This is a genomic window from Sphaerochaeta halotolerans (genome assembly GCF_003429665.1).
Taxonomy (GTDB): domain Bacteria; phylum Spirochaetota; class Spirochaetia; order Sphaerochaetales; family Sphaerochaetaceae; genus Sphaerochaeta; species Sphaerochaeta halotolerans.
In genome coordinates, this window is record NZ_QUWK01000013.1 from 47033 (window position 1) to 70232 (window position 23200).

Annotated in this window: 22 protein-coding genes; 5 read left to right on the forward strand and 17 right to left on the reverse strand. The window is 46.3% G+C overall.

The window, feature by feature from the left end; all coding sequences use genetic code 11:
- Positions 1-31 precede the first annotated feature (31 nt).
- Positions 32-1420 carry an amidohydrolase gene (locus DYP60_RS11565; protein WP_117331171.1) on the reverse strand — a complete coding sequence of 463 codons (1389 nt, stop codon included), beginning with the start codon at positions 1418-1420 and terminating at the stop codon, positions 32-34.
- A gap of 363 nt (positions 1421-1783) precedes the next feature.
- On the opposite strand from DYP60_RS11565, the gene DYP60_RS11570 reads away from it, so the two are divergent.
- A complete protein-coding gene (locus DYP60_RS11570) occupies positions 1784-2047 on the forward strand; it encodes a type II toxin-antitoxin system RelB/DinJ family antitoxin (RefSeq protein WP_117331172.1) in 264 nt (87 codons plus the stop codon).
- Between the two features lie 115 nt (positions 2048-2162).
- The gene (locus DYP60_RS14800; RefSeq protein ID WP_476712872.1) at positions 2163-2303 is read left to right on the forward strand and encodes a type II toxin-antitoxin system YoeB family toxin; all 141 of its coding nucleotides are present in this window, start codon (positions 2163-2165) and stop codon (positions 2301-2303) included.
- A gap of 294 nt (positions 2304-2597) precedes the next feature.
- On the opposite strand, the gene DYP60_RS11585 is transcribed toward DYP60_RS14800, so the two are convergent.
- From DYP60_RS11585 to DYP60_RS11630, 10 genes are all read right to left on the reverse strand, one after another.
- Positions 2598-3215: a class II aldolase/adducin family protein gene (locus tag DYP60_RS11585; protein WP_117331174.1), complete on the reverse strand. Its 618-nt coding sequence runs from the start codon at positions 3213-3215 to the stop codon at positions 2598-2600.
- Complete coding sequence (gene otnK / locus DYP60_RS11590; RefSeq protein WP_117331175.1) at positions 3208-4467, reverse strand: 3-oxo-tetronate kinase; 1260 nt, start codon at positions 4465-4467, stop codon at positions 3208-3210. Before otnK ends, DYP60_RS11585 begins: the two co-directional genes overlap by 8 nt.
- 147 nt (positions 4468-4614) lie before the next feature.
- On the reverse strand, positions 4615-5400 hold the full coding sequence (locus DYP60_RS11595) for a sulfite exporter TauE/SafE family protein (protein WP_160527951.1): 786 nt from the start codon (positions 5398-5400) through the stop codon (positions 4615-4617).
- Between the two features lie 11 nt (positions 5401-5411).
- On the reverse strand, positions 5412-6512 hold the full coding sequence (locus tag DYP60_RS11600) for a radical SAM/SPASM domain-containing protein (protein WP_117331177.1): 1101 nt from the start codon (positions 6510-6512) through the stop codon (positions 5412-5414).
- Positions 6513-6745: 233 nt separating this feature from the next.
- Positions 6746-7660, reverse strand: a complete 915-nt coding sequence (locus DYP60_RS11605; RefSeq protein ID WP_117331178.1) for an AraC family transcriptional regulator — start codon at positions 7658-7660, stop codon at positions 6746-6748.
- A gap of 80 nt (positions 7661-7740) precedes the next feature.
- Positions 7741-9060 (reverse strand): alpha-glucosidase/alpha-galactosidase, encoded by a 1320-nt coding sequence (gene melA / locus DYP60_RS11610; RefSeq protein WP_117331179.1) that lies wholly within the window; start codon positions 9058-9060, stop codon positions 7741-7743.
- Between the two features lie 130 nt (positions 9061-9190).
- Positions 9191-10021: a carbohydrate ABC transporter permease gene (locus DYP60_RS11615; protein ID WP_117331180.1), complete on the reverse strand. Its 831-nt coding sequence runs from the start codon at positions 10019-10021 to the stop codon at positions 9191-9193.
- A gap of 9 nt (positions 10022-10030) precedes the next feature.
- Complete coding sequence (locus tag DYP60_RS11620) at positions 10031-10897, reverse strand: carbohydrate ABC transporter permease (protein WP_240622876.1); 867 nt, start codon at positions 10895-10897, stop codon at positions 10031-10033.
- 92 nt (positions 10898-10989) lie between these two features.
- Entirely contained in the window at positions 10990-12261 is a 1272-nt protein-coding gene (locus DYP60_RS11625) for an ABC transporter substrate-binding protein (protein ID WP_117331182.1), read from the reverse strand.
- 252 nt (positions 12262-12513) lie between these two features.
- A complete protein-coding gene (locus DYP60_RS11630; RefSeq protein ID WP_206363137.1) occupies positions 12514-13695 on the reverse strand; it encodes an AGE family epimerase/isomerase in 1182 nt (393 codons plus the stop codon).
- A gap of 111 nt (positions 13696-13806) precedes the next feature.
- On the opposite strand from DYP60_RS11630, the gene DYP60_RS11635 reads away from it, so the two are divergent.
- Positions 13807-14550, forward strand: a complete 744-nt coding sequence (locus tag DYP60_RS11635) for an AAC(3) family N-acetyltransferase (protein ID WP_117331183.1) — start codon at positions 13807-13809, stop codon at positions 14548-14550.
- Between the two features lie 16 nt (positions 14551-14566).
- On the opposite strand, the gene DYP60_RS11640 is transcribed toward DYP60_RS11635, so the two are convergent.
- The 6 genes from DYP60_RS11640 to zupT form a co-directional block, all read right to left on the reverse strand.
- On the reverse strand, positions 14567-15574 hold the full coding sequence (locus DYP60_RS11640) for a LacI family DNA-binding transcriptional regulator (RefSeq protein WP_117331184.1): 1008 nt from the start codon (positions 15572-15574) through the stop codon (positions 14567-14569).
- Positions 15571-16932, reverse strand: coding sequence for an FAD-dependent oxidoreductase (locus tag DYP60_RS11645; RefSeq protein WP_117331185.1), 1362 nt, complete (start codon positions 16930-16932; stop codon positions 15571-15573). Before DYP60_RS11645 ends, DYP60_RS11640 begins: the two co-directional genes overlap by 4 nt.
- Positions 16933-16946: 14 nt before the next feature.
- Positions 16947-17777 carry a carbohydrate ABC transporter permease gene (locus DYP60_RS11650; RefSeq protein WP_117331186.1) on the reverse strand — a complete coding sequence of 277 codons (831 nt, stop codon included), beginning with the start codon at positions 17775-17777 and terminating at the stop codon, positions 16947-16949.
- Positions 17767-18669: a carbohydrate ABC transporter permease gene (locus DYP60_RS11655; protein ID WP_117331187.1), complete on the reverse strand. Its 903-nt coding sequence runs from the start codon at positions 18667-18669 to the stop codon at positions 17767-17769. Before DYP60_RS11655 ends, DYP60_RS11650 begins: the two co-directional genes overlap by 11 nt.
- A 28-nt stretch (positions 18670-18697) precedes the next feature.
- Positions 18698-19993 (reverse strand): ABC transporter substrate-binding protein, encoded by a 1296-nt coding sequence (locus DYP60_RS11660; protein ID WP_117331188.1) that lies wholly within the window; start codon positions 19991-19993, stop codon positions 18698-18700.
- Between the two features lie 127 nt (positions 19994-20120).
- Complete coding sequence (gene zupT, locus DYP60_RS11665; RefSeq protein ID WP_117331189.1) at positions 20121-20942, reverse strand: zinc transporter ZupT; 822 nt, start codon at positions 20940-20942, stop codon at positions 20121-20123.
- A 130-nt stretch (positions 20943-21072) separates the two neighbouring features.
- On the opposite strand from zupT, the gene DYP60_RS11670 reads away from it, so the two are divergent.
- On the forward strand, positions 21073-21690 hold the full coding sequence (locus tag DYP60_RS11670) for a class I SAM-dependent methyltransferase (protein WP_117331190.1): 618 nt from the start codon (positions 21073-21075) through the stop codon (positions 21688-21690).
- Between the two features lie 168 nt (positions 21691-21858).
- Entirely contained in the window at positions 21859-23196 is a 1338-nt protein-coding gene (locus DYP60_RS11675; RefSeq protein ID WP_117331191.1) for an ATP-binding protein, read from the forward strand.
- The last annotated feature ends 4 nt before the right edge of the window (positions 23197-23200 follow it).

Genomic DNA, 23200 nt, shown 5'->3' on the forward strand with positions numbered 1-23200 from the left:
CCTCTAAAGGGTTTCCCCTGTGAATGCCAACTTACCTAAAAATCTCGGGAAATAGAGAGCGCAGCCTCTCATCGCAAGCTTGTTCTGCCTGGGTTGCCAGACGGACTTCATCAATGCCTGTCAGCTCTCCGTCCTTGAATTTGATCTCACCACCGACCATGGTCATTGCAACCTCCCCGGTATACCCGACACGGGCAAGAAGATTAAGCGGATCATGCAAGGTTCCAGCAAGTGGAAGCGTATTTACGTCAATGGCAAAAAGATCGGCTGCCTTTCCAACCTCGAGGGAACCGATATCATCCCTGCCTAGCATCTTGGCACCACCAGCTGTAGCCATTTTGAGCATCTCATAGGCTGAAGGGGCTCCTCCTCGGCTCTTGCTATGGTAAGACTGAGCCAAGTAAGCCATGCGCAAGGAATCGAGCAGGTTGGAACTATCATTGGTAGCAGAACCATCACAACCAAGCGAAACGTTCATCCCTGCCTTCGTCATCGCTGGGATATCGATGATGGGAAAGCCTCCCAGAACGGCAGGGGCCGGACAGTGGGAAAGTCCGGTTCCCGTCTGTGCCATTACATTGTATTCATCCTTCTGGAGTTCCCATCCATGCGCAAACCAGACATCCTCCCCAACAAACCCAATCTCTTCTGCCCAGGCAAGCGTTCTCTTGCCGTAGCGTTCCACCATAATGGAGTTCTCCCCCTCGCCGAGGTGGGTGTGGAGCCTGAGGCCATGCTTCCTTGCAAATGCCAATGACTCCTCGAACGTTTCCTGATAGCTGTTAATCGGTTGGCAGGGAGCGACCACAATCTGGCTCATGCTGTTGGGATTTGGGTCATGATACGCTTTCATCAAACGTTCACAATCAAGCAGGAACTCATCGGTGGTCTCCAACATCTCCTCAGGGATGGTACTTCCCTTCTCCCTCTCCAAGGTATTGCAACCTCTGCCTGCATGGTACCTGATACCCAACAGGGATGCAGCTTCCACCTGGCGGTCCACCGCTTCCTTTCCGGTTTTCTTGGTATAGCAGTACTGGTGGTCGAACGCAGTGGTACAACCATGTTTGAGGAGGTCTGCCATGGCAACAAGAGAGGAGTAGTAGATACCTTCGCTGTCAATCTGGGAAAAAATAGGATAAATCTTGTCGAGCCAGTCGACAACAAGAAGATTCGGATAATCGATGGTTATCAGATTCCGTACAAACGTCTGGAAAAAGTGATGGTGCGTATTCACCAATCCTGGATACACAATGTAGTTACTTGCATCGATGACCTGAGCATCACCACGAGGAAGATTCTTTCCAATCTTAGCAATTTGGTATCCGTCAATCAGGAGATCACAATCGGAGTAAACAGTATCAGATCCATCGCAACTCACGAGAGAACGTATATTTGTAAGAAGTTTCTGGTTACCCATCACCTACCACCTTACTGACTTGATGACTGCACGATAAACCCTATAGTTACTATAGGGTCAAGAAAAAACAGAAACTTTTCCTAGTTCTTTATCTATGATACATCCATCATGTACTATGAGTACAATTACCTTGGTTGCTATTGCAAACGACTGCACTAAACAGCACTGTTGCTTTATCTTTTATGACAACTGTAAAGCCGCAGGAACCAAGAATTTACGATTAAAGGTAATAAAAAGCACCTTTGAACACCCATAGGGATTCCATGCTCAATAATCCAAAACCAATAATAAGTATGAAATGTAATGACATATATTGACTTATTCATTACATATAGTTATTGTATTGCTAGAGAGGAGAAGCGTATGGGACACCAGACTGTAAATATAAATTTTCGCATGGATGCAGAGTTGAAAAGCAACTTGGAGAAAGCCTGCCAAGAACTTGGCTTGACCCCTACTGCGGCTTTCACCATTTTTGCTACCAAAGTGGCAAGGGAGAGACGTATCCCTTTTGAGGTTGCTGTCGATCCATTCTACAGCGAGCGAAACATGGCGAGGCTCAGGAAATCGATTGCCCAGATGGAATCGACCGGCGGCACAATCCACGAGGTGGATGTTAGTGATTAAGGCTTGGTCAGACGATGCTTGGGAGGATTTTGAGTACTGGACACAGCAGGATAAGAAAACCTTAAAGCGAATCTTGTCACTTCTCTGAGATATCGACAGGAATGGGTACAAAGGAATCGGTAAACCGGAGCGGTTATCTGGGAACCTTGCACCGTATTGGAGCCGAAGGATTGATGATTGCAACCGCTTGGTTTACCGTATCGATGGGAATGTCATTCGCATCGTTCAATGTGGATCGCATTATCGGGATAGATGAAGGGTGGGCACCCTATCAGCAAAGCCAAGTAGGAATTGTCTCGTTATTCATAAAAGATGCTTTGCAAAGAATGAAAGGTATCAATACCCCAGGGCAAGCCCTGTACTCAGGAGGCGTTGCCTCCTTTTCCGCCCCAAGGGACGGGGTATCTCACCTTGCTTTCCCGGCACTCGCTCGGGAGAGGAACCATCATGCTGATTCCTTTCCTCTCGCTCCGTTGGGGAATAAACACTATCTTTAATTCTTTATCCGTAATGCAAAAGTCATATGCTATACGTACAGATACCTTGGCTGCTATTGCAACTCTGCCATTTCATCTTCACTCAGTCTCCTGATATCCAATCCCTGTCCCAGATACCAGAGCTTTGCACTCTCCTCGAACTCCTCGGCAGCGAATACTGCTTCCTGAAGTGTCTTGCCGGTGGTAATGAGCCCATGATTCTGCATGAGATAGGTGGAGAACCCAGGTTTCTTACGGATATCCTCTGCAATAAGGGGAGAACCTGGTTTTCGGTATGGGAGAATCCCCACCTTGTTCACCTTCATGATGAAATAGGGAGTGAAAGGGGTAAAGGGACTGCCATCCCTCAAGTCCTTGGTGCTCGCAAGCAACGTTGCATAGGTGGAGTGCAGGTGAACTACGGCTCGAATCTCAGGGTGAGAAGCATAACAAGCTAGATGGAACGGAACCTCCTTGGTAGGCGCCTTTCCCCCAAGCAACGTTCCATCCTCCTTGAAGTGGGACACCTCTGCCTCGCTCAACATACCAAAGGAAGAACCGGTTGGAGTGGCAAGGTAGGTACCATCAGAAAGCTTTACCGAGATATTTCCTGCACTTCCCACGACAAATCCTCGTTGGTAAAGGCTTGTCGCGAAGGTAACCAGTTCTCGTTTCATCTCAATTTCATCCATTGATAGACTCCTGTGCTTTCTCCAAGAAAGAAACTGAACCAAAGTTACCGCTCTTCAATACCAGTTGGTATCTCCTGTCCAAGGACTGTACCCAAGAGACTCCCGGGTCGATCTGCTCTCCGATTAGGTAGGCATCCACCCCCAAGGTAGAGGCGACCACCCCGCTGGTCTCTCCGCCTCCTACAATGAAGGTTTCAACCCCTTCTCGTGCAAGGATAGCTGTCATCTTTCCAAATACCTGCTCAATAATTCCTGCTAAGTCCACTCCCTTGAACCGTTCTCGATTATGCTGCAGATCCTCTGGTGAGCGTGTCGCAAAGACCATGGGAGCAAGTGTGCTTCCCTGGTGGGCAAGTACCCACCGGGCAAGTGTCTCTGGATAGGAAGGGTCATCCACACAGGCTTGTTCATCAATACTGAGACTCTCGGCCTTCTCCTGATAATAGGCAACCTGCTTCTGCATCATTGCAGAACAAGAACCTGCAATAACCACTGCTTTCGTCTTCCTAGGCAGGAACGCAGGCATAGCCGTGCCTTTCTTTCCAAGGGACTCAGCCCAAACTGCGGCAATACCTTGGGCTAGACCAGAGCCACCGGTGACAAGAAGCATGTCTTGACTTGCCTTGGCAATCGTTACCAAGTCCTCATCATTGATGACATCGACTATGATGTTGTTCACCCCGTTCTTTTCCAGAGCCTCAATGCGGTTTTTTACTGCTATAGCCCCTTGCCTGACTTCCTCATAATAGACATGGCCATTGGTTGCAGGACTCTGCATGGCAAGCAAATCGGCGAGTTTCGACTGTTTCATCGGATTGAGAGGATGGTGACGCATTGGCGAGTCACTGAGCAGTTGGTCACCTACAAACAGGTAGCCGTGATAGACGGTTCTTCCATTGACAGGGAGAGAGGGACAGATGAGCGTACTGGAGAGCCCCAGTGCATTCCTGAGTGCATCACTTATAGGGCCGATGTTCCCTTTCTCCGTGGAATCGAAGGTTGAGCAGTATTTGTAGTAGAAGCGGTCACAACCAGCTTCCTGAAGGAAAGCAAGAGCAGAAAGAGATTCTGTCACTGCATCAGAAGAGGGGATACTCCTAATTTTCAGGCTCATGACAATCGCATCGGTTTCGGGAAGTTGCTCTGTAGCAACAGGCTTCGCACACATGAGTGTTCTCATGCCTCCAGATGCCAAAAAACCCGCTATATCCACGGCTCCGGTAAAATCGTCTGCGATAACTCCTAGTTTCATACATCCCCCATTACGGCATCGTTGGGTTACATAGTATGCCAATATTCTACGCTCTCTGCCACTATCGATCAAATCTTTTCTGTTGACCCTCTCTTGATACCACTTCTTTCTACGAATAGCGCTGAAATCATCCTCTTCATAAATTCCCTAAAGAGAAGCAAACTTCCAAACATTAAATGCTGATAGAAAAACTATTAGGAGCATTACACCCATGAACAGCCGGTCAACCTGCTCATTGGCAAGACGCTTCGTCAGTGATCTCCCTACCATTGCCCCTACAATACCAGTGACCATCATACTCACAAGCAGGAGCATATTGAATTCCGGAAAGGTACCCTGGATGACATTGGTAAGGAAATTTGCAACCTGGCTGAAAAAGATGATGTAGAGACTGTTCAGTGCAGCATGCTTGCTATCCATCGAGAAGAAATAGGAGAGGAACATAATATTAATTGGGCCACCTCCGATCCCCAGGAAGGATGAGAAAACACCCAACACAAAACCAAGCAATCCCGCTACTCCTTTGCTTGTTACCTGCAGGGTATGAATCCTTGCTTTTTCCAGAACATAGATGAATACCGTGGCAGTCAACACGACCATGATGATGTTCTGTATCATTCCTATGAGAGCGTTATTGCCTGCTGCTGCCTTGACCCAAGAGAACACCATCTTTCCAGCTACCCCACCTATTGCACCGCCAAGTGCAAGAGGGGTACCAACCAATGGGTCAACGGAAATGGTATCCTTCCGACTCCTAAGCAAGGATACAGCCGTCATCGCAAGGACGGTACTTCCGCTGAGAAAGCTAATTGTAGCGATTGGAAAATCAACCAAGGCATCCATGGCCGGTTTGATGATAACCCCACCACCAATTCCACTGATAGCTCCTATCACTGTTGCAGCAAATGTCAGTATTACGAGTATAATTTCCACATGCGTCCCTTTTATGTTCTAGATTTTAGAGTATTGGCTACCATTTCCAAGCGATTAATAACATAGGGAAAGAACGATTTCATGGAAGCACAAAAGCGATACCCGTCCTCATTACGATACCGTTTACAGCCACCTCTGCAAAGGGCTTTCCAAGGACAGGGAACACAATCATCAATTGAATTGGAAGAATCCTCAATGAACCTAAGGGCACTCCGTCTTGCATCAAGTGATGCAATGGGGTCCCGAGTGATGTTTCCCAAGAGATAGGAGTCAAGGCAGAAGAAATCACAGGGATAGACATCCCCATTGCTCTCTGCGACATACTGGACTGAACACACCCCGGCCATATCACAAGCCTCAGGGGGATAGCCGGCTAGCATACCCACTAGGTTGTCAAAAAAGCGGACTGAGACAGGCTTGCCAGACTGGAATGAGGCAAACCAGAGGTCGAAGAGATCCTTAAGGAATTGTGCGTACTGTGTAGGGGAAAGGAACCGTTTCTCTCCATCAAAGGAATCCATACAGGGGATGTACTGCTGGTAGACCAGCCCATGTTCAACAAAATATGGGTAGACCACACCAATATTCTGTGCCAATTCATTGGTGACCACACTGAGGACGTTGAATTCCACCCCTTCTTTCTGGAGAAGGGAGATGCTTTGCATCACCTTTCTTCCGCTGCCTTTGCCTTCCCGGTCTTTTCTGTGTAGGTTGTTCAGACGCGGGGGACCATCAAGGGAGACTCCCACCAAGAACCCATGTTGTGTAAAAAACCTTGCCCAAGTTTCATCAAGCAACATGCCATTGGTCTGAAACGCATAGCTTACCTGAGAGTCTTCTTTCTTGGTCCGACCTACTTTGTCCACAAAATACTCAAAGAAGGAAAGTCCTGCCAAGGAGGGTTCTCCCCCTTGGAACGCGAAGGAACAGTGTTTTGCTGCCTCTAGGCTCTTCTCGATGATTGCATCGACAACACTCCGCTCCATAAGTGGTCTGATACCCTCTGTTCGGGTATCTGCCTCATCGAAATAGAAGCAGTAATCACAGCGAAGATTACACGCAGCTGAGGCTGGCTTTATCATCATGGTAAGGTAAGGTCGACGTGTATCCATTACTTATTGTATAGCCGGTTACGTAATTCTAGGCAAGCAACCATGAGTAGATATACTCTGGTTCAGCCCACTCTATCGTTCCTTGTTGGAGCAGCAGGTGTGCTCTTGATCTTTCATGACAATGCCCAAAGATATTTTTATAAGCCTCTAGCTACTCACTATCTCTCTGCCTAGTTCAATGCTGCACCATGATACTTTAGAGTTTTTAGTATTCCATTCTTCAGTTGCAAGAACTAGGAAATACTGGTAGTTGAACATGAGAGAGGAGGCCTACTCGCCATCCTTTTCATCCGTAACTGTTTGCGGAATTCAGAAGGAGCAATGTGATGAAACTCCTTGAATGCCTTGGAAAAAGCTAGCTCATCATCAAATCCTACACAATGAGCGACTTGACCTATGTTCATATATTTCGAAACCAAGAGGCTGGCAGCATGTTCCATTCGAACACTATCCAAAAACTGCTTCGGCGATACCTTATATACATCCTTGAAACAAGAATAGAGATAATTCCTGCTAATTCCAATTTCACTTGCAAGGTCCTGAATCTTAATGGATTTAGAAAAATTGTCCATAATGTAGTGGTAGACTTTCCTTGCATATTGAGCGGACTGCAAATTACTTTCGCTACCCAATACCCCCTGTGCTTGGTAGTCCTCAATCAAGTGGGCAATAAAATGGAAGAAACACCCATTTCGGCGGAGCTCGTTCGTGAACGTGAGATGATAGGTTTCAATCATCCCCTCGATATCATGTTGAAGGATACTTTCATTACCGACAGCCCTAACAGGATGTTCCAAGCTGAACCCTGCCATCCCCATGCTCTCTTCAGACATCAATCCAGAAAAACCTACCCACATATAGGTCCATGGATCTGTTAAATCCGCTGTATACTGTGCAGAAACTCCCGCAGGAATCAAGAATGCCTGATGCGCACAAAGATTGTATTCTCTTCCTTGCATTCTTAATACTCCTTTACCACTAGTAATAACATGAATAAAACTAGTATCTCGTATCTCTGGTCCATTGTTATGCAAGGGAGAACACTGTTGAATTCCACAGTAGGAAAGGGCTAGATCGATAGCAGACTTCTTTAACCCATCAAGGCCAACAAATCGAGCGGCTTTAATCAGGAGTTCATCATCTGACATGCAAACAGCCTCCTTTCCTACATAGTATACACCAATCAAAGATCAAAATCCAAAATCAATGCCTCATAAAAGACAGATCATCAGCAATACATCGCCATGAATTGACCATGTGCATCAATCATCTCGTTACACATCTTGACGATATCATCAATTGAAAGCTCAGAGGCGGTATGTGGGTCAAGCATGGCTGCATGATAGATTGCATCCTTTCGCTTACTTACTGCCGCTTCAATGGCTAACAATTGCACATTGATATTCGTCATATTCATTGCAGCAAGATGTACAGGCAATCGTCCCACATGGCAAGGAGTGACCCCGCTACCATCAACTAGGCAAGGTACTTCTACACAAGCCTCACCAGGAAGATTATCAATCAAGTGGGTATTCAAGACATTCCCATTAATTTTGTATGGCGTATTGGTTACCACGGCCTCCATGACATGGGAAGCATATTCGAGAGATCGCTCATGAGTAATGTTACCTTTGTTAAGTATACGCTCCTTCTCTTCTGTCCACTCAGCAATCTGGTTGATACAACGCCTCGGATACTCATCGAGTGGAATATTGAAGTCCTCTATCAATTGGGGGTACGCTTTTTTGATGAAGAAAGGATTATACTCCGCATTATGCTCGCTCGACTCAGTACAGTAATACCCTAGATGTTTTATGTACTCAAAGCGAATCATATCCTCATGTTTCTTTTCCTTATTTTTCCGTAGCGCACGCTTCCTAATCTCAGGATAGAGGTCATTACCGTCCTTATCATGCAAACTGAGCAACCAGGCCATATGGTTTATTCCTGCAATCGTTTCTACCCGCCCGACAAGTTTGTCCTCCATGGAAAGCTCTTTGAGCAACGTCTCGGAACACACCTGTACACTATGGCATAGACCAACATTCTTCACCTCGGTGTAGCGCTGCATATACCCACTAAGCATCGCCATCGGATTCGAGTAATTCAAGAACAAAGCATCTGGACACACCTCTTCGATAGCTTTTGCAAAATCATCCATGACAGGGATAGTCCTTAAGGCACGCATAATTCCCCCGATTCCTATCGTATCAGCAATAGTTTGTCGCAGACCATACTTCTTGGGAATCTCAAAATCGATGACTGTACTTGGATCATAACCCCCAACCTGGATAGCGTTGACAATAAATCGAGCTCCCTTCAGAGCTGCTTTCAAGTTTTCCAAACCGTGATAGACCACTATCTTTGCTCTGCCTTGGTTGATACTCTGATTCATGCTCTCCAATATGATTCGCGATTCCTCCAAGCGTCTGGCGTTGATGTCATATAACGCCATTTCAGCCTGTTGTAATACCGGCGTACCAAGACAATCTCCAAGCACGTTGCGTGCAAACACCGTGCTGCCAGCTCCTAAAAACGTAATTTTCATCCTATTTCTCCCTTCTTCCTGGATTTGAAAACCAAAAATCTTGTACTATCAAATACTTCTGATGAGCATATGTACCCTGTAGCTAGCTCTTGCAATAGCCTTACTAACACTATGGACTAAACATCTTCACTTACAACTTTCCTCCCGAGGTTGCGATACCTTCGATAAACTGCTTCTGGAATATGAAGTACAGAATGATCATCGGGACACATGCAATCAAGGAGGCTGCCATGAGCTCTGGATAATTTGAAACATATTGTCCTTTCATTTTGGCAAGTGCTGACGCCAATACCAATGCATCTTTGGATGGATTAACAATCATCGGCCACATAAGATCCTTGTATGCAAAAACGGCAGTGAATACACTCAAGGCAATTAAACTGGACTTGGTCAATGGTGCCAAAATAAGCAGGAAAGTCTTTCCAATATTCAACCCGTCAAGTTTGGCTGCTTCCTCAAGATCTTTTGGAAGCATCTTATATGCCTGCCGCATCAAGAATGTACCGAACGCGGTAACCAACCCAGGAAAGACCAGTGCAAAGATGGTATTCGTCATACCCATCCGTGAAATCATCTGATATTGGGGGATGATGAAAATTTGAGGAGGAATCATCATCTGTATCAATACAAGGGAAAATGCAATATCTGAACCCCGGAAATGTAATCTTCCGAAGGCAAATCCTGCCATACTGGCGGTGATTACCGCACACAGAATTCTGAAAGCAATCATAAGCAACGTATTCTTGTATAGGTTCAAAAAGTTGTTCGTGGTAAACACCCTTGTGAAGGCTTCCATACGAATTTCAGAAGGAAAAAATACAAAGGGATCGAGCTGTACTGATTCACCAACGGTTTTGAAAGATGTTAAAACCATCCAAACAAAAGGGACAATCATAATGAGAGCAACTATGATAAGAACGCCATGCATTACGATAACGGAAAGTATATTTCTTCTCTGCATAACGTGCTCCTAATTATAATGTACCCATTTTTTCTGGGCTATCATTTGCAATGCTGTGATGAACATGATAATCATCAGCAATACCACAACAATAGTGGATCCATATCCAAGATCTCGTTCCACAAACGAGGATTGGTAGAATAGGAATACCAGAGACTGTGTCTTGTACAATGCTGGATTAGAGCGCTCCATCACCATGAAAATGGTGTCGAACACCTGCATAGCAGCAATCATCCTGGTAACAATGACGAAGAACAGGATTGGACTGATCATAGGAACCGTTATATGGACAAAACTCTGTACTGCACTAGCCCCATCCAAGTCAGCTGCCTCGTAATAGTCCTTTGGAACCTCCTGCAATCCTGCAAGGAAAAGAATCATATTGTACCCGATATCGGACCAGATACCGATGATAGCGATTGAGAACACAGCAATGCTCGGATTTGAGATCCAGTTGACATTCAAATTGAACAGATTATTGATCAACCCAAACTCAGAATTATACAACCAGCGCCATACCATGGCGATAGCAGCAGGGGCTACAACCATCGGCATGAAGTAGATGGTCCTGTATATCGATCTTCCCCTGATCTTCTTATTGAGCATGACTGCAAGTATCAACGCAATAATCACAGAAAATGGTACCTGAGCGATGGTGTACTTGATCGTATTGATAATTGACTGGAGAACAGCATCATCGGAGAATAACTTTTGAAAATTCTTGAGCCCAATAAAAATATTTCCTTTCCCAAAATCTCCCGTTTTATGGAAACTTTGATAGATGGTTGCAATCAGAGGAATAATGTTCAAAACCAGCAAGCCAATCACTGTGGGAAGGATTAGAGCCCACCCCCAGAGAAATGTATTTGTGGTCATAGCAGACCGTAATGAACGATTTTTCATGCATATGTTCCTTAAAACACTCCGAGTGGAGGTTTCCCCCCCCCACCCGGATCTTTTTTTAAAACCTACTCTTCTGCGAGGATTTCATTCATCTGTCTGGCAGCTTCCTTACATCCTGCTTCCATAGGCATCTCCTTGGACCATACTTTCAGCATAACATCAAGGACTGCATTCTCCCACTTCACGGTATTCCGTGAGAACGGACGAATAACCATATCATCCTGCATGTCTAAGTATGCCTGCAAATTAAACCGGGGAACACTGTTCTTCCACTTCTCACTGGTATCCTTGTACGCTGACATGGTGACACCTAGCTCCGCTTGTCTGAGCTGTCCTTCTTCAGACCCGAAATACTCGACCAACTTCCAAGCGTCATCAGCACGCAGGGTGTTTGCAGAAATGGCCCAGCCAAGTCCATTATAAATGGATGCACGTCGACCGGTTTTCTCATTCAAGGGGAGCATGGCAATATCACAGTTGGCATAGCTGTATTCATTGTCTCGGAAGGCAGCAACCATCCAGGAACCCTGCAGAGTCATCGCAACCTTACCTGATTGAAACAGGACATCCTCACCACTCTCACTCATTACATTCTGGGGAGGCATCAAATTTTCATTGATCATCTTCTCCATCCACTTCATGGCTTCAATGGTATTTGGGTGATCCATACCTGATTTTTTCTTGTCTTCAGAAATCACATACCCGTTGTTGCTATAGATTAAATTGTACCAACCTGCTTGGTTGTTCGTATTCACATTGCAGAACCCATATACAGACCCGTCAGCTTTGGTCAACTTCTTTGCTGCCTGATACAGATCATCCCATGTCCAATTTTCATCAGGATATGCAACACCTGCTTCATCAAACAGGGTCTTATTATACCAGAGTGCAATGGTATCGATGTCCTTCGGTATTGCATAGTACTTCTTGTTATAGGTGTACAAGCTCCAGATATCTTCAGGATAATTTTTAGGATCAATGAGGGAACTTTTTGCAATCCTGTCAGTTACATCTAGCAGCAAATCGTTTGACATGTAGCGCTGGGATTCATTGGAGTGCATCCAAAACACGTCTGGAAGAGAGCCACCCTGGGCACCTGCAGAGAGCAGTGTCCAGTAGTTGTTCCAATCCACAACCTGAACATCAGCCTCGATACCGGTTTTGGCGGTAAAGTCATCAATTATAAGCCTGATTCCTGGCTCCTGATTAGAATCCCAAATCATTACAGATAAAGGTTTAGATGGAGCAACTTTTGCTTTCTCTGCGTCTCCACCAGCGAAGACCAGAGCACTTGTCATAACAGCGACAATGCACAAAGAAACAATCTTTTTTTTCATAGCCAACCTCCTAGGTTTTTTTTGCAAATATTGTAATCACCATTGCATTCTGTTTACACAGAAATAAGGTAGTGACTCTTTTGGTAAGTACCTACTCAATCGTATGTTAATCCTAGGACAATTTATGAATAAAGCCATGTATAAATGTTACGAATATATGGGAAAATGTTCACACCATACAGAAAGTTCATACATACAATACAATGAAAGGTTTGATGAAAATATCCTTTCAACACATAGGTGGTGTATCCTCTACTGCCTCAACCCATCTAGTATCTCACAGGCTACCAGATACATACGGGGAATGTGGAATGGACCCTTGTACATAGTTCCCTTCAAGGGGGTGGAGAGCGAGTTGTCCCGATGCAGATACCCAAACCACTCGCCGTGCTCTTCGTCGAGGAAATGAGTCTTGATGTATTTGTCGACTTGCTCAAATTGATGCAGATACTCCTGCTTTCCACTCATACTGTAAGCAAGCAGGTTTGCAATTGCTGCCTCACACTGAGGCCACCAAAACTTCATGTCATGCCAGTATTCAGTTGCACTCTTTCCCAGGGCATCACGGTAGTAGATGATTCCGCCGTAGTCTTCATCCCATCCGCGGGCGAACATCCAGTCAAGCATTGTAGTACCAAGATGCATCAGCTCGGCATCACCACCGCGCTTCTGTGCCTCTGTAAGGACGAACCATGCACCTTCAATCGCATGTCCCGGGTTCAGGAGCCGACCTTCAAAATGGTCCAATTGCAATGTTCCATCAGGATTACACTGCTCCACTACCACCTTGAGTTCTGGGCGTACAAAGAATATCTCAATCTCCTTGATGTACCCATCGATGGCACGAGTAAGCTCCTCGCTCTTCTCAGGAAGCGCTTCCCGCAGTTCACTGACTGTGTTGAGGAGAATCATAGGAAGACCAAATCCCTTGCTCTCTCGTTCAAACTTGGGTATCAGTATCCCAGGTTCATTGAGATACCCTTCCACCTTCTTGAACAGCGCATACGCCTTTTTTGCATATTCAGGGCGATCAAAGGCCCGGCTGTATGCAGCGAAGCCAAGGATGGCAAACATCTCACTGAATACGTAGCGGATACGCTTTACTACCGGCTTTCCCTCTTGGCTTAAGCGAAAGTACATCCGTCCATCAGAGGGATCAAAACAGTGGTTCTCGATAAAAGAAACCAAGGAATCACACAATTCTTGGTATTCAGGTCGCCTCTCCATCTGACGGTATGCAGTTGCATACACCCACAAGGCACGACCTTGAAACCAAACAGACTTATCAGTCTCAAGCAACGCACCATTACGGTCCAAACCTGTATACACGCCTCCATGCGTTCTGTCAAAACCATATTGGAGCCAAAAGGGTAATACGTTCTCTAGAAGCATATTTTTATAGTCATGATAGAGTTGGTCGAATTTCTGATTCATTGATGCATCCTCATTTCTTGCATTCTACGCCTTGGAGGGTACACTGTCATCATGATTCTTTGAAAAAACTGCTTCTTGATTTGCCCATCCTCTCTATGCCATGATACTACCATGCATACAAAAAAGAGTTTAATCAGGGACCTAGAACACATGAAACTTGACCCAAGAGGAACTGTACTTGCCCACTTCTCATACAAGAGTTTGGGCGAGGTTGAGGGTGGCCCTCAGACGGTAATCGATGCCATGGTCACCTATATGAAAGATGGATTGATGGTATTCCCCACCCATACGTGGAACAATGTAAACCAGGATCAACCCTATTATAGTGTCAATGACACAGAAAGTTGCATTGGCATCATTCCAGAGCTGGCACGAAAGGATGGACGAGGCCACCGAAGTGCTCACCCGACCCATTCGGTAGTAGCGTTCGGGGCAGAAGCAGAGGCTTTCATTGCCGACGATCATATACAGACCACTCCGTGTGGACGCACAGGATCTTGGGGGAAACTGCTTGACCGTAATGCAACCATCCTTCTGGTAGGTGTAGGACTCAATAGGGACACCTTCTTCCACGGTGTGGAAGAGTGGATGGATATCCCCCACAGGCTGAGCGATACGATGAACATGCTCTTCACCAGACTTGCCGATGGCAATCTCATTCCTACTCCGGTCAAGAACCATATAGCGCAGGTAGGAGAGAACTTTCCCCGAGTTGAACCCTATCTACGAGAAAAAGGAATCCTCAAGGAAGGAACACTTGGGGATGCAACCGTACGCTACCACCAAAGTCAACCGGCCTATGAGGCGGTGAGGGAGCTATTACTGAAGGATCCGAATCTGTTTGGAGTACAATAACACTAGCTATTTCATATTACTCAGGAAACGATGAGCTCTCACTGAGTACCAAATGCAAGGGAGTAAACTTTCTTGCACCCTCAAGCAAGCACTTTCCCAATAACTGTGAAAGATACTCAACAGCAAGAGACCCAAGTTCAAGACGCTGATTCGACCACCGCGTCCAATGTCCATGCCCACCCAACCAGTCATCTTCCAGTACAGCACCCCAAACATCACGTCCGAGCTTCATTTGCATTCGCTCCAAATCTCGCTCAAAGGGATCGAGCAAAAAGATACGATCAAACACTGCCACCTGGCACTCCTTGATCAGGTTGAAATCATTTTGACTCAGACGGTAGTGCTCATCAGCTTCAACCACATGTACAGTAATTCCCTGCTTTTGGGCAGCAGCAAGCAAAAAGGACCGTTTGTCCTTTCTGGGTTCCCACTCTTGCTCCTTTGTCTCAACATACACTAAGCTCTGTTTTCGACAGATTCGAGCAAGATGGTCAACCATTTCCTCGATAACCTCTTGATAAGCAAAGGTCACCCAATGGGTATGTGCGCCGGCAACCTCTCTTCGTCCGACAAACACCAAGGGAAAGTGTGCTTTCACCAATCGTTCGATGCCCTTGTCATCTCGGTTGACACCCATCATGACAGCACCATCAGCAAGTGCAATCCTACTCGAATTCTCTTCAGTGGGACGGTTGTTCAGAATCAGGATGTCATACCCATATTTTTCGGCAGTCTCCTGAATCCCGACGAAGAACCGATAATACTCATTCTCAGACTCAACAGGAAACATTGGCTCATAGGTGAAGACGGCAATCAAGGAGGTAGATCCGCTCTTGAGCTTACGTGCTGCCATATTGGGCACATAGCCCAACCGTTCAGCACATTCAAGAATTTTCTCCTTGGTTTGCGTTCCCACCCGGATACTCTTACCGTCCTTGCCATTGAGGACAGCAGAGACCGATGCATATGATACGTGGGCCTCCTTGGCAACATCCTGTAGCGTAACCCGTTTGAACGTCTTCATCCTAAAAATACTCCTGCAGTACGTAGTTTAGCATGTAAAACGCCCATGGGTATATGAAAAAGGTCCTTTCCTGTCTCAATAGCTACTGCAACCGCAGTACCGGCTCCCTGCCCGATTGCTCCACTGGAAGGACTAACACGCAAGCTTGCATGTGCTGCAAACTCGCAGCTAATGTTCCTTCCTGCAGCCAATACATTGGTGACTTGTTCATTGAGCATGCTTCCAAGAGGAATGGTGTAGTACCCACCATCCCTAAGAAAATGGGAGTCAGTGGTTGCACCATCAGGGGAATGGATATCGATGGGATACCCACACGCTGAAATAGCATCCTCAAAGATTCTCTCAGAAAAAAGGTCCTCTACAGAAATCCTATAGAATCCTTTCAATCGGCGAGAACTTCGTATACCGATGCGTGGGCCACTGTAGGTCAGTCTTGCTTGTTCAAATCCCGGAATATGTTTTTTGAGGAATCCGTACAGCTCCCAAACCTGACGCCGCCCCTCCATCTCTGCTTCACTGAGCTGGATGGGATCAACAGGATTCTTTCCCAAGACACGGGTCATATTCACAATGACCTCATTCTTGGCATTGGTCTCAAAACAGAGCACAATATCACGGTCAAAGGTAATCTCGCCTGTTTCCATCCCTTGACGCATACTATCTTGGAACCCAGAAAAAGAAAGTCTACTTGCCCTATGCTGAATTCCAGGTTTTGGTGCCAGGAAAGGAAACAGCTCAACATTTGTGTCCATCAGGTTCCTGATCGTCTGGATGTCGACATCAACAAGCTTGAAGTTCATCGTCATCGGTTGGTCCTTGCCATCCTCTTCTCTTCCCTGTTCAAAGGGGATGCCAGCCATGGCGATCAAGTCCGCGTCCCCTGAAGCGTCAATGAAATAGGAAGACTCAAGGGAAAAAAGGTTTCCGGCACAGAGACATGTAATGCTTTTCAGCGTTCCCTGATCGGATACTGCCTCTACCACGGTAGTGTGGTAGAGCAACTGCACCCCTGCTTCCCGGACCATCAACTCCAACTCCCGTTTCATGCCCTCAGCATCGAACGGGGTTACCGTGTAGGTGTAGCCTGTAGAATCGGGAATATGGCCCACAGAGAGGCCTTTGACCATCAATCGCTGTATCATTTCATCGGGCAAACCACGAACCACCTGGGTTTCCCCTGCATGGAATGTCATCATGGGTCCGGTCCCTCCGGCAGTGAGACTTCCCCCAAGGAATCCTTCTTCCTCGATGAGCAGCACGTTCAATCCTTCCCTGCCGGCCGCTGTTGCCGCCATGCTACCAGCGATTCCTCCGCCGACCACAATTAAATCAAAGTGTGTATCATAGAGTGTATTCATGTAATCATCCTTATTTATTTCAAGCCTGTGTTCACCATGGCATCGGAGACTTTCTGCTGGAACAGCAGATAGACCACCATGATTGGTAGAATTGACAGGGTTGTTGCAGCCAACTGCAGATGCCATTGGGGAAGACCATAGGTATCATTGAAGTTGGTCAATGAGAGTGGGAGTGTAAAATTCTCCAGCGAACTGATGAATACCAGTGGCTCCAAATAGGTATTCCAAACAGCAATAAAAGCCAAAATAGCAACAGAACTAAGCACAGGAACGGCGATAGGGAGCATAATCTTCAAGAAGATGCCCAGAGGATTCAACCCATCGATTCTAGCAGCTTCTTCTAACTCATTGGGCACCGTCACATAGAACTGCCTGAGCATGAATGTTGAGAAGGCACCTTGACTGCCAAAGATCGGCAACAACATCAGGGGAACCAAGGTATCCAAGGCACCCCACCTTTGCATCTGGAAGAAAAGGGGGATGATGGTTACCTCGATGGGCATCATCAAGGCCGTCAGTAGAAGCAGGAATGCAGCATTGCGTAAGGGAAATCGCATTCGGGCAAACGCATATCCAGCCAAGGCTGCAAGCAATACATTGCCTGCAGTACCTACAAAGGCAACAGCCAACGTATTCAGATAGTGCCGTGCAAACGGCTGGACGGTAAAAATATCATGATAATTTGAGAATGCCCATGAAGTGGGAAGCAACTTTGGCACTCCAAATATCTCAGCACTGCTGTTGAGCGAGTTCACAACCATCCACCAGAAGGGGTAGACAAACAAGATGGTCAACAATACAACAAGCAAGGCATAGGGAGCCTGTTTCAAATACTTACGATTCATAGAAGGAAATCCTTTTTCTGGAGAACCACTGCAGGGCGGTCAAGACGAGTACAATAAGAAACAGCACTACAGCCAAGGCTGATGCAAAGCCGGTATCGAACATACGGAACGCCTGATGGTAGATATAGTAAACCATAACCATGGTAGACCCTTCCGGCCCTCCATCGGTCATCAACTTGATGGTATCAAAGACACGCATCGATCCAATGATGGTGACGATTGCAACCATCATAACAGTAGGCATCAACAGAGGAAGCTTAATCTTGAAAAAAAGCGTAAAGCGTTTTGCTCCGTCAATATGAGCTGCCTCAATGACATCGCCGGGCATATTGAGTACAGCCCCCATGAAAATGAGTACATTCATTCCCAGGTTCTTCATGACTCTGTTGATGATGACACTGGCCATCGCCCACCCTTTCTCAAAGAGCCAGTTCGGCCCTTCTATGCCTACAAGAGAGAGGAACCAGTTGATCGGTCCTGCATCCCCTCCTTGCAAGAGATACTTCCAGACGATTGCCCAGGCCACCCCACTGGTGACCACAGGCAAAAAGATGATTCCCCTCACAAACCTGGTTCCCATCTTCCCACCCCCAAGATAGAGCGCGAGCAAGAGACTGAAAATCAGGTTGAGCGGTACCACACCTGCGCTGAAGATCAAGGTATTTACCAGTGACTTGGAGAACAGCGGGTCAGCAAACAGCAGACGAAAATTCTCCAGTCCGTTAAACACACTTGTTCCAAAGAGCAGATTTTTCTCCTGTACACTGTACAGGAACACCGAAATCAGAGGGAGCAGGACGAAGAATACGAATCCTGCCATCTGTGGGGTTATGAATGCCCATCCAATAATGGCATCCCGCCGATGATTTGCTTTCAAGGAATGTTGTTTCATTCGTCCATACTCCTACCCACCTTACTTGCTATTTAATGTATTTCGCGTAAACCGTAGCTACTTCATCGAGGATAGCACCTACATCTGCATTTTTCTGCCAGAGCTTGTCAAACACCATCTTCGATTCCACCTCAATCTGAGGATACTTCACATGACTGGGAAGTACACGACCGGTCTTGATGGATGCAGCAACTGCGTTCTGCATCTGCTCCTTGCTTACGCTCTTGTTACTGGTCAGGAATGCCTCTGATTCAAGAACAGACTTTCTTGCTGGTGGCCAAATACCACTCATGGCGGCAACTGAGTCCTTGTTGGTCATATACGCAACCAATTCACTGGCAAGTGCAGCCTGTTTTCCCTTGGAGTGAGCACCGATGGCAGCCTGGCCGATAACCGGGGACTTCCCTTCAGGACCGGAAGGCATCGGAGCGATTCCCCAAGCGAAGGAGGCCTCATTGAGCTTGGAAACACGGCTGATCTGACCAACGGTCATGGCAGCATTGCCTGCAAAGAAATCACTCTGGTTCCCTGGAGGTACCACTGAAACGTCCTGGTAGACCATGTCGTGGAAAAGCTGTACAGCAGCTACAGATGCATCACTATTGATCAAGACCTGTCCATCATTAGTCCAGAAATCACCACCGTAGGAACGGACGATTGGTGCAAGGTTATGGAGAATACGCGCGTCATAGCCTTGTCCATCAACAGTCTGGAAACCCCAAACACCGGTCTTCTCCTTGATCGTCTTGCTTGCCATCTTGAACGTATCCCAATTCCAAGCACCCTCTGATGCATACTGTTCAGGTGTCTTCAACCCGGCCTTTGTGAACAGGTCCTTGTTGTACAGGATGAAGAAAGGAGAGGTTGAGAAAGGTATCGCATAGACATTCCCATCTTTGCTCCACAGCTCAAGGGCATCACTGGAGATGTCCTCAGGGTCATATGCCTGCATGGCATCATTAAGATTGGCGAGCAGCCCACTTTCTATGAATGCAGGAGCTGCTGTCTCAAGAACCCAGAACAGGTCCGGACCATTCTGACCTTGCAATTCCAAGGAGAGCTTGGTGTTGTACTCTGCGAAGGGAATAGATTCAAAAGTTACATCAATTTCAATGCCCTTCTGTGCAGCAAATCCCTGTACAAAGGAGTCGAGCAACGCAATCTGATCGGGGTTGCTGGTCCATGTGGCAATAGTCATTGATACTGAGCCGCTCGGTGCCGCTTCTTCTTTTGCTCCAGTAGCAAATGCCATACTGGTGGTAAGTAAGAGAACGAGCAGTAAGGTTAGTAGGCGCACTACTCCCTTCGTTTGGTTTGTTTTCATACAATCCTCCTAATGTGTTTGATTAATCATTTAATCAGTCACTGTATGGTACCCTCAGTTTGGGCATCCGTCAATAAAAAAATGCAACGCTCCGAAGAAAGTTGCATGCAAGAGGTATTACTGCGTGTTAGGCCAGCAGAACCAGGCTCAGTGCCATGACGACCATTCCGGCAATAACACCGGCGATAGCAATGTGGTGCTCTCCGTATTCCTCGGCGGTTGGAAGCAGTTCATCCAAGCTGATGTAGACCATGATTCCAGCTACTGCTGCAAAGACAAACCCGAAGGTGATGTCATTGAACCAAGCACGTAGGAGGAAATACCCAATGACGGCCCCGACCGGTTCAGCAAGCCCACTGAGCAAGCTCAACCAGAAGGCTTTCTTCCGGCTCTTGGTTGCATAGTAGATGGGAGCAGCTACTGCCACCCCTTCAGGAATATTATGGATTGCGATGGCAACAGCAATGCTGATACCCAGACTTGGGTCGGAGAGCCCTGCCATGAAGGTAGCAAGGCCTTCAGGAAAGTTGTGGATTGCAATGGCAAGCGCACTGAAGAATCCCATACGCATCAAGCGGGCATCATCCCCTGCCTTCACTGGTTTTAAATCTCCGGGGACCCCTTTCATCTCATGCGGGTTCTCATACTCAGGAATGAGTCTGTCGATGATGGCAATGAGAGCAATACCCGCAAAAAACGCAATACTGGTCATCCAGTACCCTTGCTTCGGCCCCATCACTGACTCAAGTGCATCACGAGCCTTGGCGAAGATCTCAATCATAGCCACATAAATCATGACTCCTGCGGAGAAACCAAGCGCAGCGGCAAGGAACCGTGGGTTGAATTTCTTGGAAAAAAAGCTCATTAGAGAGCCGACCCCTGTACCCAACCCTGCGAAAATGGTCAACCCAAAGGCGACCAGAAGTGTTGCAGTAGAAACATCATACATAGTGAGAATCTCCCGGCATTGTGTGCAATGCCTAACCCTATCACGAGCGGGAATTCAGAGCAACAGCAACTGATTGACTGCAGGAAAGATTCCCGGTAGCGTAACCATAGAACAGAAGGAGTAAACACCGTTGAAAAAAGAAAGCAGCACTCATCTCTTCAATTCCATATCTTCCACCTATGGTCTGTTCTTTCGATACCAAACGAAACGGTACGCAAAGGATATTGAAGCTATGAGAGACACCATTGACCTCTCCACCTTCCACAGCATAATCGATGTTGGTTGTGGCACTGGAGCGTTGTGTGGCGTACTTGCAGACCTCAATCTGGAAGTAACCGGTATAGACCAAGCAGAAAAGATGCTTGCTGTTGCAAGAAAGAAAGCCACCAGAAACAACATCACATTTCAGGAAGCAAATGTATTGCAAGGGCTCCCCTTCCCGGACAACCAGTTCGATATCGCAATTGCAAGCTATGTTGCCCATGGGATGGGAAGGGAACAGAGAAAGACACTCTATGCTGAGATGAGCCGTATCGCCAAGCACCTGGTGATCTTCCACGACTACAACGAGAATCGTTCAATACTTACCAGCTTGGTCGAATGGCTGGAAGGAGGGGACTACTTCTACTTCATCAAGCATGCCGAGACAGAGATGCGTGAATGTCTTACCGAGATGAAGCGATGCTTCAAGCAAGTGGAGGTTTACCAGATTGCTGAGCGTGCCAATTGGTATATCTGTACCCCTTAACTGATAGTACGTGCACACCCACAGCATGCGCACAGTCTTACATTATAGTTTACAAGATTTTGTAAACTTAATTATATTTCCTTTCATAAATTTATAATCATTTAACTAATAGTTTACATTTTTTTGAAAGGTTTTGACCTTATTCACTATTGGGTGTAGTATATACTTATGAACGAAATATTGCGCCTTATCATCGCTCAAAAGCAAAACGAGTTGAGAAGTCCATTCACAATCGTGGACAGGGATACACAAATCCTACCTGTACCGAGAAAAGCTACCGTAATTATGGGTATACGAAGATGCGGAAAATCCACGTGGCAACTCGAGAAAATCGAATCTTTATTAGAAGATGGGATATCAAGCGAGAACATCTGTTACATCGATTTCTCTGATGACCGTTTGGATTTTCTTAGACTTGAGGAATCCCAACCAACTGTGATTACTGACACATATTTCGGGATGTATCCAGATAAGCATGTACAAAAAGTGTTCTTTTTTTTTGATGAGCTCCAATATGTAAACAAATGGGGACAGTTCGTGAACAGACTTCAGACAACAGAAAACTGTGAGGTATATATTACAGGTTCTTCAGCAAAACTTCTTTCAAAAGAGTTAGCAAGTGAACTTGGAGGAAGAACCTTTCCCTGGGAGCTATTTCCTTTCTCGATGAGAGAATTCCTGAGAGCTAGTGGGAAAAGCCAAACTATTAAGGATATCGTGAGCAGGGATGAAATCGTGGCGGCTTTCGATGAGTACATGGTTAAGGGAGGTATGCCTGAGAGGCTTGTTCTTCCACGAGAGTCCATGGCAATACGTTATTTTCAGGATTTGGTTAACGATGTAATTACCCGTGACATCATCCTCAGATATAATATTTCACATCCGCTCCAACTAAAACGGCTCGTACAGATCTTGATGAACGATATGTCGCGGCTCATTTCAGTAAACAAACTGAAGCAACGACTTGCAGGAGAAAGAAACAGGCTTTCTCCTGAGCTTATCAGGGACTATATAGACAAGCTGAATGATTGCTATCTTTTGTTCACTGTTCCCATCCGTTCTTATAATACTGCAGTCCAAGCCGTAAATCCAAAGAAAGTCTACTGCGTAGATCACGCGATTGCCCAAGCATTCAGTCATAGCACCTCTGAGAACAACGGCCTTGCTCTAGAGAACATGGTGTTCTTGGAGCTACGGCGAAGCATGGAGTACATCTACTACTACAAGACAAAAAAGGGTGATGAAATCGACTTCGCAGTTGGCTCAGATTCTGATATCCAGTTGATTCAAGTGTGTTGGCAACTTGGAAAACAAGGAAAGACAAGACAGCGGGAAATCGAAGCGCTCCAAGATGGTATGGTCGAATTGCAGCAAAAAGAATCCTGGCTTATCACCGCATATGAGGAAGAAGAATTCCATGATTCAGAAACGGGAACTATCATCCACATAGTTCCTGCTTATAAGTGGCTGTTACTATACTCTCCAGCAAACAGTACAAATCGGTAGGAAA

Bases quoted from the DNA above. Each gene is read 5' to 3' on its own strand.
- DYP60_RS11605 (WP_117331178.1), bottom strand. From the start codon at position 7,660: ATGTCAGATGATGAACTCCTGATTAAAGCCGCTCGATTTGTTGGCCTT.
- otnK (WP_117331175.1), bottom strand. From the start codon at position 4,467: ATGAAACTAGGAGTTATCGCAGACGATTTTACCGGAGCCGTGGATATA.
- DYP60_RS11660 (WP_117331188.1), bottom strand. From the start codon at position 19,993: ATGAAAACAAACCAAACGAAGGGAGTAGTGCGCCTACTAACCTTACTG.
- DYP60_RS11675 (WP_117331191.1), top strand. From the start codon at position 21,859: ATGAACGAAATATTGCGCCTTATCATCGCTCAAAAGCAAAACGAGTTG.
- DYP60_RS11640 (WP_117331184.1), bottom strand. From the start codon at position 15,574: ATGAAGACGTTCAAACGGGTTACGCTACAGGATGTTGCCAAGGAGGCC.
- DYP60_RS11585 (WP_117331174.1), bottom strand. From the start codon at position 3,215: ATGGATGAAATTGAGATGAAACGAGAACTGGTTACCTTCGCGACAAGC.
- DYP60_RS11650 (WP_117331186.1), bottom strand. From the start codon at position 17,777: ATGAATCGTAAGTATTTGAAACAGGCTCCCTATGCCTTGCTTGTTGTA.
- DYP60_RS11630 (WP_206363137.1), bottom strand. From the start codon at position 13,695: ATGAATCAGAAATTCGACCAACTCTATCATGACTATAAAAATATGCTT.
- DYP60_RS11615 (WP_117331180.1), bottom strand. From the start codon at position 10,021: ATGCAGAGAAGAAATATACTTTCCGTTATCGTAATGCATGGCGTTCTT.
- DYP60_RS11565 (WP_117331171.1), bottom strand. From the start codon at position 1,420: ATGGGTAACCAGAAACTTCTTACAAATATACGTTCTCTCGTGAGTTGC.
- DYP60_RS11620 (WP_240622876.1), bottom strand. From the start codon at position 10,897: ATGACCACAAATACATTTCTCTGGGGGTGGGCTCTAATCCTTCCCACA.
- DYP60_RS11625 (WP_117331182.1), bottom strand. From the start codon at position 12,261: ATGAAAAAAAAGATTGTTTCTTTGTGCATTGTCGCTGTTATGACAAGT.
- DYP60_RS11655 (WP_117331187.1), bottom strand. From the start codon at position 18,669: ATGAAACAACATTCCTTGAAAGCAAATCATCGGCGGGATGCCATTATT.
- melA (WP_117331179.1), bottom strand. From the start codon at position 9,060: ATGAAAATTACGTTTTTAGGAGCTGGCAGCACGGTGTTTGCACGCAAC.
- DYP60_RS11645 (WP_117331185.1), bottom strand. From the start codon at position 16,932: ATGAATACACTCTATGATACACACTTTGATTTAATTGTGGTCGGCGGA.
- DYP60_RS11635 (WP_117331183.1), top strand. From the start codon at position 13,807: ATGCATACAAAAAAGAGTTTAATCAGGGACCTAGAACACATGAAACTT.
- DYP60_RS11570 (WP_117331172.1), top strand. From the start codon at position 1,784: ATGGGACACCAGACTGTAAATATAAATTTTCGCATGGATGCAGAGTTG.
- zupT (WP_117331189.1), bottom strand. From the start codon at position 20,942: ATGTATGATGTTTCTACTGCAACACTTCTGGTCGCCTTTGGGTTGACC.
- DYP60_RS11600 (WP_117331177.1), bottom strand. From the start codon at position 6,512: ATGGATACACGTCGACCTTACCTTACCATGATGATAAAGCCAGCCTCA.